Annotated in this window: 11 protein-coding genes; all 11 read right to left on the bottom strand. The window is 55.4% G+C overall.

The genetic code is table 11. The features are described 5' to 3' along the window. Nucleotides 1–542: 542 nt before the first annotated feature. Nucleotides 543–1,436, bottom strand: a complete 894-nt coding sequence (locus ABVT36_RS11420) for a zinc metalloprotease (RefSeq protein WP_368456696.1) — start codon at nucleotides 1,434–1,436, stop codon at nucleotides 543–545. Nucleotides 1,437–2,214: 778 nt separating this feature from the next. Further along, nucleotides 2,215–3,114 carry a zinc metalloprotease gene (locus ABVT36_RS11415; protein ID WP_368456695.1) on the bottom strand — a complete coding sequence of 300 codons (900 nt, stop codon included), beginning with the start codon at nucleotides 3,112–3,114 and terminating at the stop codon, nucleotides 2,215–2,217. A gap of 679 nt (nucleotides 3,115–3,793) precedes the next feature. Continuing rightward, the gene (locus ABVT36_RS11410) at nucleotides 3,794–4,624 is read right to left on the bottom strand and encodes a zinc metalloprotease (protein WP_367149549.1); all 831 of its coding nucleotides are present in this window, start codon (nucleotides 4,622–4,624) and stop codon (nucleotides 3,794–3,796) included. A gap of 511 nt (nucleotides 4,625–5,135) precedes the next feature. Then, on the bottom strand, nucleotides 5,136–6,200 hold the full coding sequence (locus ABVT36_RS11405; protein WP_368456694.1) for an AI-2E family transporter: 1,065 nt from the start codon (nucleotides 6,198–6,200) through the stop codon (nucleotides 5,136–5,138). A gap of 235 nt (nucleotides 6,201–6,435) precedes the next feature. Further along, nucleotides 6,436–7,104, bottom strand: coding sequence for a D-Ala-D-Ala carboxypeptidase family metallohydrolase (locus tag ABVT36_RS11400; protein ID WP_368456693.1), 669 nt, complete (start codon nucleotides 7,102–7,104; stop codon nucleotides 6,436–6,438). A gap of 252 nt (nucleotides 7,105–7,356) precedes the next feature. After that, a complete protein-coding gene (locus ABVT36_RS11395; RefSeq protein ID WP_368456692.1) occupies nucleotides 7,357–8,904 on the bottom strand; it encodes a phosphoenolpyruvate carboxykinase in 1,548 nt (515 codons plus the stop codon). 287 nt (nucleotides 8,905–9,191) lie between these two features. Next, nucleotides 9,192–10,070, bottom strand: a complete 879-nt coding sequence (gene hslO / locus ABVT36_RS11390) for an Hsp33 family molecular chaperone HslO (protein WP_368456691.1) — start codon at nucleotides 10,068–10,070, stop codon at nucleotides 9,192–9,194. A 75-nt stretch (nucleotides 10,071–10,145) separates the two neighbouring features. Beyond that, nucleotides 10,146–10,586 carry a DUF4124 domain-containing protein gene (locus ABVT36_RS11385; protein WP_368456690.1) on the bottom strand — a complete coding sequence of 147 codons (441 nt, stop codon included), beginning with the start codon at nucleotides 10,584–10,586 and terminating at the stop codon, nucleotides 10,146–10,148. A gap of 61 nt (nucleotides 10,587–10,647) precedes the next feature. Continuing rightward, entirely contained in the window at nucleotides 10,648–12,144 is a 1,497-nt protein-coding gene (locus tag ABVT36_RS11380) for a S1C family serine protease (RefSeq protein WP_368456689.1), read from the bottom strand. 102 nt (nucleotides 12,145–12,246) lie between these two features. Beyond that, a complete protein-coding gene (locus ABVT36_RS11375) occupies nucleotides 12,247–12,624 on the bottom strand; it encodes an RNA-binding S4 domain-containing protein (protein WP_368456688.1) in 378 nt (125 codons plus the stop codon). After that, nucleotides 12,624–13,277 (bottom strand): GMP/IMP nucleotidase, encoded by a 654-nt coding sequence (yrfG, locus tag ABVT36_RS11370; RefSeq protein WP_368456687.1) that lies wholly within the window; start codon nucleotides 13,275–13,277, stop codon nucleotides 12,624–12,626. Before yrfG ends, ABVT36_RS11375 begins: the two co-directional genes overlap by 1 nt. Between the last annotated feature and the right edge of the window lie 33 nt (nucleotides 13,278–13,310).

Raw genomic sequence — 13,310 nt, 5'->3', positions numbered from 1 at the left:
ATGAGTGTTTTCTGGTTGTCACAGAGTATAATGGGACATCCTCCTCCCACTGATTGCAGGTAAACATAAGAGTTTTATCTTGTAATGGAGAGCCTATTGTCGTTGATCAAGCGGTTATCGGAATTTAATTAGCCTGAAAATGTTAGCCTATTTTTTAACCAATGGTATCGCGAAAGCTCTATAGGAGCGCAGAGTCTCATTTAATGCCAAATTTTTGAGAAGTTCCGTTATCATTTCTTTAGACGTCTCGCGGATATTTGACAAGGCTTTCTCTCACATCAAAGTGAAGGGTTGGCTCAAACATATTGGATACTTGTGAAATACGTTAGAGAGATACGAAGCTGGCTGTGGATCTGGCAGCGGTGCGTAAATAATCACCCAGCTCCCAGGGTGCGTTGCTCAGACAAGGAGAGTAAATTCGGCCCTCCCGAACATTTAAGCCCGGGAGGTCTACTACTGATTACACATCCATGGGGGTAGCCCATACAGGGGGCATAAGCACAATTCCATAAGCACTTGTGCCCCCTTTACACTATGGTTTATCAAAGTCCGCGATAGAAGCTGCTCTGCTGCTGGGCACGCGTGGACTGGCCCGGAGTGAACTCGAACATACAGGCGTTATCGGTATAGTCCATATAGTTGTGAATCGGATCAAATCCAGGGAGAGTCGGACAGGAGTCTCGGCCCACCGGGCAATCCCGCGCCGGCGTGGCCTCCGCCGGGGTATCACTGACAAAGTCCCCACCAGTAGCGTTACATCCGCCCTGGAATGTGTGGAACAGCCCCACCCAGTGACCCACTTCATGAACCAATATATCCCCCTGGTTGTAAGGTACTAGGTTTCCCCCTGGCAGGGTTTCGGTGTATAGCACTACACCGTCGTTGATGGGATTGGAGGCATAGCTGCTGGGGAAGGCGGCCCAACCCAACAGACCGGCAGTAAGAATATTTGCCGTATAAATATTCAGATCGGCGGCACCCCCTACCCGAAGCGCGGATTTCATCTGGGATTCTGCTAGGGTTCCCGGCGCCACTGTATACCAGCTGTTATTTGCTGTATTAGTTACCGAAACCAAATTGAAACTGAAACCCGTACCGGAAAAAGCTGAATTCAATACGCTCATCTGGTTATTAATTTCCAACAAGGTGAGCGAGCCATTGCCGGCAGTATCGGTTATCACGTGGAAATACACATTCACTGTGGCGAGAGCACGGTTCTGTTCCACATAGTTATCCAACGGGCTCAGCATGGTACGAAGATAGCTTTCCTGCAGGGCAGCCTCCTGCTGGGTCGGATGTTCAGTGCCGCAGTAGGATAGGTGGTCGTCAAAGGCTGGGACGGCGAAAGCCCCGGAAGACAAAACAACGATGGGCGAAAGCAACAGCGCCATGGTACAATTTTTAAACCATAGTATCTTACTTGTGAGTATTTGCATTGGAAAGTCCCTCATGTGTTATTTTTTAACGGGGCCTATCCACACTGAGTGGGCCGCACAGAAATGTACGGTTCCTTACCGGGAAAGAAACCACTTCCATATGATCTAGCACATAAAATAATCGTGCGTATTAATCAGGAAAAATATTCTTATAGTTTCGGATCGGATTCACAAATCGTAACATCCTATTATTCACGACCGCTTACGGTGGAACTTACAGTTACACCTGGTTTTTTTAAGGGATGACTACGCGATTATTGGATCCAGTGTGTACCAGCCCCTAGTCACTTCCATATAATTTTAGATTATGCTGCACAGCCCTGGTTTATTGGCAAGACGTTACGAGCAAAAATGTGGCTAACCAAAAAACACTTACAGAGCTGGAGGCAATATATAGTGACCACCCACGGCCACAATGTAATTTCAGGAATAAAATGTGAATCAGTTCACAACTGTGTTATTTCTGGTTAGCTCAGCCGTCAAAATGATAAATTTACGTCAGCTAAGTAGAGCAAAAAAATTAAATTAATTTTATATCCATTCCAGTTCATAACTCCTCGTCTATCTGGCAGATAACTGTAAAGCCTTCCATGGCTCTCCTGCAGCCGAAACCAGGCGGGTCTTAAATACATTTAAGCCCAAGTAAGTAGGCGCTTGATTAATGGCCCGAATATTACTGAGCTGTATTAATCCCCATTGATATTTTTTTTGGCAGGCAATTCACTAACAATGATTTCTTTCCCCTCGCCCCATATCATTCTCATACGGTTACCAAGCCTTAGAGTCCGCGGTAAAAACTGCTCTGCTGCTGCGCTCGAATTGCCTGGCCCAGGGTAAAACGAAACATACACTGATCGTCACCGACATTCATATAATTGTTAACCGGATCCAAGCCTTCAAATCCTGGGCCCTGACACGAATCCATTCCCACGGGACAGCCAAACGCCGGAGTTGTGTGTGCCGGAGTATCGTCGACATAATCTCCGGGATCACTACAGCCTCCCGAAAAAGTATGAAACAGGCCCAACCAATGGCCGACCTCATGTACCAGGGTATCGCCTTCATTGTATGGCACCGCACTGCCGCCCGGCAGGGATTCCGTCAATAGCACCACACCGTCATTGATTGGGTTGGAACCATAGCTGCTGGGAAAAGTAGCCCAACCCAGCAATCCCCCCCCCAAGCCACCGGTATAAATATTCAGGTCAGCGGCACCACCAACCCTCAGGGTCGATTTCATTTGAAATTCGGCGATACTGCCGGGTGTCACACTGTACCATCTGTCATTTACAGTGGTTGTGATCGATGCCAGATTGAAGATGAATGAAGTTCCAAGATAAGCGTCATTCAATACATTTATTTGATTGCTGATCTCCGCAAATGTAAGGGAGCCATTGCCGTTGCTGTCGGTGATCACATGGAAATAGACATTCACATTTGCAGTACCCACCCTGGCTGGACTGTAGCTACTTAGTGCCGCGCTCATATCCCTTACGTAGCTTTCCTGCAAACCGGCCACCCTAAACGTTGGATGTTCAGTTCCGCAGCGTAAAGTAGAGGTTGGTTCTGCAGCTGAGTCAGCAGCAAAGACAGCCGTTGAAATAGCGGTGAGTACAACAACCAGAAACAATAAAAACCAATATTTTTCTTTTATAGGGACTGCCAATGAAATAGTCATGGAAAATGCCTCTGTTATTTTAATAGGTGTTCATTCCCCTCTATCAGGTTGCCAGTTTCCGACCGCGACGACCAAGCGCTTTTCGGCCAGGTACTGGCAATTTCCCGGACCTAATCCGTGCACTATAAACAGATGAGTGCGTCAGGAAGCTTTGGTAAAGCCCGCCAACAGTTGCCATTTACAAAACTATCCGGATTGTCCGCAGCCCTTCCCCTCGATTATCAACGTCGGTGTAACCGCATTTAGACCACCTAATGCCTTCCGACCAGCTGGCTCTTTCCCTCTCTTTCCCAAACCCCTACCGCGGATCGACATAGTTGCCCGCCCAAGACTTGAGCGGGCTATCAAGTGACAAGCAGTGACAACTATTATTTAGATACAATCTCACCCTTTTTACCAGCGGCGATGGGTACGACAGTCCTGTTACATCCTGTGCGTGGGTTGAATTCGATATTCCGTTGTTGAGCCGGGGCATCCGCTGCCGGTCAGCTGGCTTCGCGAACAGGGTCAAAAACACCCCCAGCAACGTTAATCCGGCAGCCTGTACGGCTGCCGAATTACTACCAACCAAGGGACAGTGTTGATATTGGTTCTATTTAGCCGGCAACTTATTGAGTTACCGGAATGATACCAGTCTGCCAATATCCGTTGGCCGAGATTCGTCCCCGGAAATGGAGCATTACAAGCCCCGATAGAAACTGCTCTGCTGCTGGGCGCGGGTTGACTGACCTGCGGTAAACTCGAACATACAGAAGTCGTCAACATAGTCCATATAGTTGCGGATCGGATCCAAGCCGGCCAGACCCGGGCAGGAATCACGGCCTACCGGGCAGCCGAATGCAGGAGAAGCTTCCGCCGGGGTATCACTGACAAAATCGCCGCCGGTGGCGTTACAACCGCCCTGGAAGGTGTGGAACAGGCCCACCCAGTGACCAACTTCATGCACCAGAGTGTCGCCCTCGTTGTAGGGGGCCGCCGAACCACCCGGGCGGGACTCCGTCAAAATCACAACGCCATCATTGACGGGGTTGGAGGAATAGCTGCTGGGGAAAGTGGCCCAGCCCAGTAAACCGCCACCTGGATTGGCCGAATAGACATTCAGATCCGCAGCCCCTCCGACCCGCAGGGCCGATTTCATCTGGGACTCCGCAGAGCTGCCGGGGGACACTGTGTACCAGCTGTTGTTGTTGCTTCTGGTAATCCCTGCCAGATTGAAGCTGAAAGGCGTGCCGACGAAAGCGGCATTCAATACACTGATCTGGTTGGCGATATCCGCATCGGTTACATTCCCACTGCCCGCATTATTTCTGATAACATGGAAATAGACGTTTACGACCGACGCAACTGGCAGGATTGGTGCCGGCGCAGGTACAGCCTGCTGAAGGGTACTGCGCATGCTTTGAAAATAATTCTCCTGCAACACGGCTTCCTGCACCGTTGGGTGGTCGGTGCCACAACGCAGTAACTGACCATCCTCGGATGCCTCAAGGGCTGAAAGATTGAGTGACAAAGCAGCCAGCGGTAAAACCAACAACCCCAATAACCGACCTTTTAGTGAAGAATTACCTCTTGTTGGAAATCTCATTATAAAATCCTTCTGTTGTTAATTATTTTATTACAAACTCCTTATTACAAAAAAAACGTAAATCAACCCCTAGTTGCTTTCTTCAAGTTATAACGAAAAATCTTATATCAACGGAATAGGCATCGAAGGGCCAGTGCAATATATATTGTTCGATCTTTTCTGTAATTTTAATTCGGCGACTTTTTGTGAACCGGTGCACAAACACAATTTTACTGGTTCTCTTATCTGCCACTAACGGCAATTATTATTTCGGATGATAGATGGGGCAAAATAATTGTTAGGATATATCCTAACAATTATTTTATACTAGCTCTGTATATCGAAGTGGTTATTCTGGGCAGTGCTTTTCATACGTCGCCCAGACACTGCTGAAGTAAAGCAAAAAGCCCGCAACAGCTAATAATTTCCAGTCGCGGACATTCGGGTTCATACAGTGTTAGCGGTTAGGTGTTTCATGGGATGGGGATATAAACTCACGCATGAAAATCTGCCAAAAAGCCATAAAGAGAGCTGCCAGTAATGGGCCAATCGCAAAGCCACTAATGCCGAACATGAGCAAACCGCCAATTGTGGAAAACAGCACTATATAGTCTGGCAATTTGGTGTCACGCCCCACCAGAATCGGGCGCAGCAGATTGTCCACCAGGCTGATGACCAGCATACCGAACAGCATCAGTACCGAAGCCTTGACGATTTCACCAACGGCATAGAGGTAAACTGCAGCGGGAAACCAGATAAGTGCAGCACCAATCGCAGGCAGTAGTGACAGTAATGTCATTATCACACCCCACAACAGTGGAGCCGGCAGTCCCAGCGCCCAGAAAATCAACCCACCCAATGTACCCTGGGTAATTGCGACCACCAGGTTACCCTTGATGGTTGCGCGGGTAACCTCGGCGAATTTTGCCAGCAACAGGTATTCGCGCTCGTCGCCCAGCGGCAGGGCGCGAATCAGGAGATCAACCAGCCGCTCACCGTCCCGCAACAGGAAAAAGGTCAAATACAACATCAGGCCCAGCATCAGGAAAAAGTTGGCCGTATTCTGGCCCAGCGCCAGGGCATTTTTCGCCACGAAGCTACCGGCACCCACCAGCCCGCCCAGCAGGCGCTGTTTAAATTGGTCCAGATCCATACCAAATCGGTCGAATAAGGCACCGATTCCGGGAAAGGCCGACCGCACCTGTTCCACGGGCTTGGATAAATCGATTTCTCCACTCTGTACCCGCTGGATAAAATTCACCGCCTCGTCCACAAACGAAGTTGCGACCAAAAGCACGGGGATCACCACCAGTATCATGCACATCAACAGGGTGAGCAGGGCTGTCAGATTGGGCCAGTTGGGCATGCGCGTGAGCAGGCGGCGGTGCGCCGGAAAAAAAATCACCGCTATGGCACAGGCCCAGAAAATGGGGGTAAAAAAAGGTCTAAGCAGAAAGGCAAATGCCACCGTCACCAGAATCAGTGACAGAATAAAGGAATTGCGCTCTAGTTTTTCGCTCACATTGCCCCCTTGAAATGCCGCCCGTTTCGGCATGCAAAAAAATCAGTTTCTCTCTGTTGCAGCTGGTCCCCGCAGCAGAGCCACAACTATATAAATGCCGGGTGCACAGCGATGACCCGCACACAAAGCCGGCGATACTCATTGTTAACCTGGCAATTTATTTTGTTGCCGGGTTAATAACACACAGCCCAACGTCTCGCCGCCGGGGCCCAGCTTAACCACAAAGCGTGCCCGCTTACCAGCGCCGATAACCGCAGGTGTCGATATGAAAGCGCACACCCCTATAGAGCCCTATCCCCAGATCGCTGCCGGGACCCAGCCGCGCATGGAGGCTGCGCAGTTCATCCGCCAGTTCCGCGCGGCTGATGTTGGAGCGGGGTACGAGGTCCAGGCCACAAAAGTTGCGGTGCTTACTGGCCGGCGCGCCGCCGGCCTTGCGGTTGTAGCTATCGGTACGATAGGCGGAGAGTACACCCACAGGACCCACTACCGGTACCAGTTCATCCCGCATGAGCACCAGTGTGGGGATGATGTTGCGCCACAGTTCCCGCGGAGGAAACGCGAACGCCGGCTCCCCCACTTCGAGCCAGTCGGAACCCTGGCGAAGCAGGTTGGACACTTCGGTGACATCCGCCACCCCGTTGAGGCGCAGGAACTGTTCCATTTCCCGATACTGGGCGCGGTGGTCCCTGTTGCGTAAAAACTGATCGAAACTGCGCTGGGTGGCAACGCGGTAACCCTGCAGTTCGTAGTAGGGTTTTTCGAGGGTACCGAGATACAGATACAGCCACAGGCCGGTGACTAGCAGCAGCAGGACCGCGGCAATTACGGCCACTACCACCCGGTTGATCCGCTGCCCCGGAGGCCGCTGGCCGCGGGGCGATGGAGGACTGCTTGCGAACATAACGGCGTTCAATCGCTATTGATCACACCCCCGGCGCCGCCATTGCCAGCGGCGCCTCTTTATTCACTATAGCCTAGCAGGCTGTTGAAATTCGCAGAATTTCGACAGCCTGGTACCGGAATATGGATGTTCCGGCAAAATCGACGACGCCTAAGCCGTTGATTTTGGGCGAAAAGTGAAAATCACATTTTTCGCTTTTCGTGTTTTGAAACAGGCAGGATGCCTTTTTCAACAACCTGCTAGAGTCCAGCCTCAGACTGCGGGGCCCGCCGCCTTGACGGCGTCACTGACCTGGAATTTCTCGATATTGTCGGCGAACAGTCTGGCCAATTTCTCCGCCTCAGCATCGTAGGCCGCCTTGTCGGCCCAAGCCTCGCGCGGGTTGAGATAAGCCTTGTCCACGCCCGGCACCTGCATTGGAATATCCAGGTTGAGCCGTTCCAGGCGCTCGGTGGCGACGCCGTTCAGGGCTCCGCTCTGGATGGCGGCAACCACGGCGCGGGTGACCGGTATCGGAAAGCGCTTGCCCTTGTCACCGGAACCGCCGGTCCAACCGGTGTTCACCAGGTAGACCCTGGAGCCGAAGTCGTCGATACGCTTCATCAGCAGATCGGCGTATTCCCGCGGGGCTCGGGGCATAAAGGGCGCACCGAAACAGGTGGAGAAAGTGGGGTGCACACCCGCCTGGGCGCCCAGCTCGGTGGAGCCGACACGGGCGGTGTAGCCGGACAGGAAATGGTAGGCGGCGGCTTCCTTGGACAGGATGGACACCGGCGGCAACACGCCGGAAACGTCACAGGTGAGGAAGATGACATTCTTCGGTTCACCGGCGCGGTTTTCCATCTGGCGCATGGCCACATGCTCCAGCGGATAGGAGCAGCGGCCATTTTCGGTCAGGCTGGTATCGGCGTAATCGGGGATACCCGATTCGTCGGTGACCACATTCTCGACGATGGCACCAAAGCGGATGGCGTGCCAGATCACCGGCTCGTTGTCGCGGCTGAGATTAATGGTCTTGGCGTAGCAGCCACCCTCCATGTTGAATACGCCACCCTTGGCCCAACCGTGTTCGTCGTCGCCGATCAGATAGCGCTCGGGGTCCGCCGAAAGGGTGGTCTTGCCGGTGCCGGACAACCCGAAGAACAGACAGACATCGCCGCCACTGCCCACGTTGGCAGCGCAGTGCATGGGCATCACGTCTTTTTCCGGCAGCAGGAAATTCTGTACCGAGAACATGGCTTTTTTCATCTCACCGGCGTAGCGCATGCCCGCCAGCAGCACCTTGCGGGCGCCAAAGTTGATGATCACGCAGCCCTCGGAGTTGGTGCCGTCGCGCTCCGGGTCACAGACAAAGTGCGGCGCGTGCAGGATATGCCACTCTTCCTTGCCCTTGGGATTGTACTTGTCGGCGCGGATGAACATGTTGCGCCCAAACAGGTTGTGCCAGGCGGTCTGGGTGGTGACCACCAGCGGCAGATAGTGGTCCTCGTCCTGCCCCACATGCAGCTGCTGCACGAAGCGGTCGGAGGCCGCGATAAAGTCCTCCACCCGATCCCACAACTGATCGAACCTGTCCTCCGGGAAGGCACGGTTAACGCCACCCCAGTCAATGCTGTCACTGGTGGACGGCTCTTCCACTACAAAGCGATCCGCCGGGGAGCGGCCGGTGCGCGCCCCTGTCTCGGTCACCAGGGCGCCGGTATCGGACAGCTTGCCCTCACCACGCTTGAGCGCTTCCTCAGCCAGTTGCGCCGACGATAGATTCCTGAGGATCTGAGCCGCGTCGTCGATGTGTGCCATGCGTCGAATACCCATAGATTAAGTGGAATAAAAAGTGTGACAGCCGCTGCAGGGGGCAGCCGGCGAAATTCGGGGGCGCATTATTGCAAACTTCAAATTGGCGGGACAGCAAGAATGACCACTTTTTAAGCAATGACAACGTTGTCAGTTAAATTTTTGCATTAAATTATTTGACCTGCAAATGGCGTAATTTCACTACATAGATTTGATGAATTTTTATGGGAAAAGCACCCAGCCCATGGGGACCGGGGTGCCGCGGACAAATGCCGGCGCACGGACGCGAAAAATCAATACAGCGTGTGCGGGGGCGCGTTGAACAGGGCTTCGATCTGCTCCCGGTCGAACCGGTAGCGGGTGTTGCAGAACTGGCAGTCGGCCCGAATCTCGCCTCCCTGCTGCTCCAACAACTGATATACCTCTTCGGGCCCCAGGGCGACCAGGGCGCGGGCACTGCGCTGACGCGAGCAGCTGCACTTGAAGCGGATATTGGCGGTGCCCAGCGGATCCGGGTGCAGCTGGTGGAACAACCGGTGCAGCAACTGGCTGTGGGGCAGTTTGTGCAACTCCTCCGCGGTAACGGTCGAAGCCAAGTGCTGGGCCGTCTCCCAGGCATCGCGGTTTTCCGCTTCGCTGGCGGCGTTGTTGCCGGGCAGCACCTGCAGCATGATGCCGCCCACAGCTTCGGGGCCGGACGCAATCCAGAAGCGGGTATCGAGTTGCTCGGACTGGGTGAAGTAATCCTCCAGGCACTCCGCCAGACTGTCTTTTTCCAGTGGCACTATGCCCTGGTAGCGTTCGCCGCGCTCCGGCTCCACTGTGATGGCCAGCACTGCCCGGTCGCCCACCAGCCGGCGCAGGCTGGCCCCCTCCGGGATGGCGGCCCCTTCGGCGACGCGCGCAATACCGCGCAGGTCGCTGTGGTGGGTGCACTCGGCCATGATCAGCGGAACCTCCCCTTCACCCCGCGCCTGGAGGGCCAGCAGCCCCTCAAATTTGAGCGTGGTGGAAAGGAGGCAGGCAGCGGCGAGGAACTCGCCCAGCAACTGGGCCACCGGAGCGGGAAGCTGGTTGTTACTCAGCACATCCCGATAGGCTTGGGTCAGGGTAACCATCTGGCCGCGAATGTCGCGTTTGGAAAAAATAAAACGTTCCAATTGATCCGGCATAAGATGTCTCAGGCAAAAACCGCGGGATTTTAGCCGGGAGTATAGGGTGATGGTAGCCGCCGCCGGCAAATTGCGTCAGCTGCACACCCGGGCAATCTCCCCCTGCAGCCGCTGCGCCTGCTGCTGGCGCTCCCTTTCCGTGATCACCACTTCGCGACCCTTTTCATCGATAAAGGCCACCCTCCCCTGCAGTATTCGCAGCCGCTCTCTGGCCTTGCGGCAGGCATTGGCCCGCCGGTGCCGTTCCTGCTGCCGCTGGGTCTGCTGGCGCGTCGCATACTCCTGCTGCAGCTGCGCCTGGCGCCGGGAAGGCGAAGTCCCCCGGGTGTCGGTGGCGTCGATACTGTTGATTGAGCGCAACTGCCCGGCGATATTGTCGGCGTCGGCATTCTTCGGTGGACGGTCGCTGAAGTGCACCCTGCCCTCTGAATCCACCCAGCGGTAGAGCTGGTCCGCAGCGGCTGTGCCGGCCCAGATCAATACAGCCATCAGCCCGACCCGGTAACGTCGTTTCACGATTCCTCCCGGTAACGCTTATCTGGTTATTTTCTCCCTGGCGACGCCGGTGAAAGCCTAACTATTCATCCAGCTCGGCCAGCGTACTGAACAAGCCCTGGGAGTGGCGGTGGGGAATATGGTAAGTCTGCAGAATCATCGGCTGCTGCTCCTGCGCCGCCTCGGCATCCAGTACCATGCGGTAACCGGCCTGATCGCGGAGTTCGACAAAGGGCTGGCTATTGCTTTCCATCAACTGTGCAAACTCGGCGAAATCGGCCACCTGCTGGCCATTCACCGAATCAATAATCCAGTTCTTCCAGTCGTGGTAACCCAGGTTGACCCCGGCCGGCAGGACTTTGAGCGCCACCACCAGTTCCCGGCGATCCGGCTCGCTCCACTGGTTGCGCGCATAGAGGTATTCGATCGGCGCCTTGGAATGCCAGTTTTTGCCCCAGCGCTTGATCAGGTTCATATTCAGCGGCACGAATACCACCCCCCCATAAATGTAATAGCGGGGGCGCCGGTCGAACTGTTCGCTCACCACCAGGGTACGCGACGGGGGCGGCGCGGCCAGTGTGATCTCGGCCGTACGGACCTCGCCCTTGCGGGCGAAGCGCAGTGGCAGCTTGTCGCCCACATGGTGCCGGTCCACTACGAAGTGATAGTTGGTGCGCTGGTTTTTACGCCACTCCACAGTGCGGTCGGCGGCCACGGCATAGCCGTCCACTTCCAGCAATACATCGCCGGGGCGCAGCACATCGGCGGCGGGGGCGTCACTGAAGACCTTGACGATCAGGGCGCCCTCCTGGTCGTCGCGGAGGCCGGAGGCGCGCTTCATGGCCGGGCTCTCCAGGCCCTGGGTGACGATACCCAGCTCCGGGAATCCCTGGTGCACACTGTCCCGGGCATCCTTCAGCACATGCTCGATCACACCGGGGGGGACGAAATAACCCAGGTTTTCCGCGCCCTGGTTGGTCTGCATGGCCACGCCCACGATACGGCCTGCGGAAATCACCGGTCCACCGCTGTTACCGGGGTTGATGGCGGCATCGATCTGGCCGGCCATCAGGTAACTCTCGGCGTGTATATAGTATTGATGCTCAACCCGGGACAGCACCCCGCGGGTAATGGACAGGGACTTTCCGCCTATGGGGTAACCGTACACGGTTACCTCTTCCTGCAGGTCCGGCAGCTCCCCCAGTTCCAGGGCATCCGTATCGTCAAAAAAGCTGTCGTCGTCCACACTCAGCAACGCAAGATCGGCCTCGTGGGAGACAAACTGGACCCGGGCGCGGAATTTCTGTGCGTCACCGTGGCGCTGGACCTGAATGAAACTGCCGTTGGCCACCACATGGGCATTGGTGAGAATACGCTGGCCACTGATCACCGCACCGGAGCCGGATAGCTGCTTGGCGTTGAGGAGTGCCCAGGGGTTGAAGTAGTCGGGCGCAGCGGCGGTGGTGTAGATCTTGATAATGGAGCGTTTGAGCCGCTCATGCTCGCGGCTATCGGCGCTCGCGCCCTGGCCCGCAAGCAGAATCAGGAGCGCAAGGAGGGTGAAAAGCTTATTCATCATGGGGTGCGGAACTCGTTAACTTGGGCCCAGTTTAGCAGTTGACACGCAATTTTACGCTGTGCGGCCACTGTTGGAGCACCGGTTCCGGCAGAAATTAACGTTTCACTCCTGTTCGCGCTGGAAACGGTGGATCTGGCGGCGCTGCTTTTTATTGGGCTTTTCGCTGCGAATACCGGCGTTGCTGGCCTGGCGCTCGGCCCGCGCCTGTGCCCGCCGGGCCACGCTGTCCTCTGTTTCACGGTACAGGGTGCGGGCTACCTCCGCCCCCCGGCGCTGATCCGACAGTGCGACCACCTCCACTTCCACCTGATCCCAGCCCTGGCGCAGGATCAGGGTCACACCCGGCGCTATCTCCCTGCTCGCCTTGACCCGCTGACCATCCGCCTGCACCTTGCCGCCGTCAATAGCCTGTTTGGCGATACTGCGGGTCTTATAAAAGCGAGCCGCCCACAGCCACTTGTCGATACGTACCTTGTCCATCAGAGCGCGAGTATCTCATCGAAGTGGTGAATGGCCGGAAATTCTGTGATGTCCCGCAGCGGCCCGCGACTGTCCGGCTGCCGGATGCAGAGCAGGTGGGCGATGCCGTAGGCCCGCGCCGCCGCCAGTACTTCCTGGTTGTCGTCCACGAACAGGGTGCGGTCCGGGTCGAAGTGAACCTGCTGACGCAAGGCATTCCAGAACTCCAGGCTCTCCTTGGCATGCCCTAGATCGTGTGAGGAAATGATGTCGTGCATCCAGCGGTCGATGCCGGTAATTTCCAGCTTCTGCTCCAGGCCGTCGCGGTGCGCATTGGTCACCAGCATTAGCCGCTTGTCCAATGCGTTCAGGCGCTGCAGAAAAGGGCGCGCCTGGGGGCGCAGAGCGATGCGATCCTCGATTTCACGCAGTATGCCGGCGATATCCAGCTTGAGCCTGCGGGACCAGAAGCTGAGGCAGTACCACTCCAGGGTGCCGCGGCGCGCCTCTATCTCATCGTGAAGCTGCGCCTGTGCCTGCGCCAGGCTGAGGCCATGGGTTTCCGCATAGCGGCGCGGCAAGTGGGTGAGCCAGAAATGATTGTCGTAATGCAGGTCCAGCAGGGTGCCATCCATATCCAGCAGCACCGTATCGATCTGTTGCCAATCCAACATGGGGGATGGATACCTCTTCTTTACATTTTGCCC

It is taken from the genome of Microbulbifer sp. TYP-18, assembly GCF_040932045.1.
In the GTDB taxonomy this organism is placed as follows: domain Bacteria; phylum Pseudomonadota; class Gammaproteobacteria; order Pseudomonadales; family Cellvibrionaceae; genus Microbulbifer.
Note: the sequence above shows the minus strand (reverse complement) of the source record. Positions and strands in the feature narration are given on the sequence as shown.

Coding starts and splice junctions, on each gene's coding strand:
- ABVT36_RS11415 (WP_368456695.1), bottom strand. CDS start 3,114: ATGACTATTTCATTGGCAGTCCCTATAAAAGAAAAATATTGGTTTTTA.
- ABVT36_RS11395 (WP_368456692.1), bottom strand. CDS start 8,904: ATGGCACACATCGACGACGCGGCTCAGATCCTCAGGAATCTATCGTCG.
- hslO (WP_368456691.1), bottom strand. CDS start 10,070: ATGCCGGATCAATTGGAACGTTTTATTTTTTCCAAACGCGACATTCGC.
- ABVT36_RS11420 (WP_368456696.1), bottom strand. CDS start 1,436: ATGCAAATACTCACAAGTAAGATACTATGGTTTAAAAATTGTACCATG.
- ABVT36_RS11380 (WP_368456689.1), bottom strand. CDS start 12,144: ATGATGAATAAGCTTTTCACCCTCCTTGCGCTCCTGATTCTGCTTGCG.
- ABVT36_RS11400 (WP_368456693.1), bottom strand. CDS start 7,104: ATGTTCGCAAGCAGTCCTCCATCGCCCCGCGGCCAGCGGCCTCCGGGG.
- ABVT36_RS11375 (WP_368456688.1), bottom strand. CDS start 12,624: ATGGACAAGGTACGTATCGACAAGTGGCTGTGGGCGGCTCGCTTTTAT.
- yrfG (WP_368456687.1), bottom strand. CDS start 13,277: ATGTTGGATTGGCAACAGATCGATACGGTGCTGCTGGATATGGATGGC.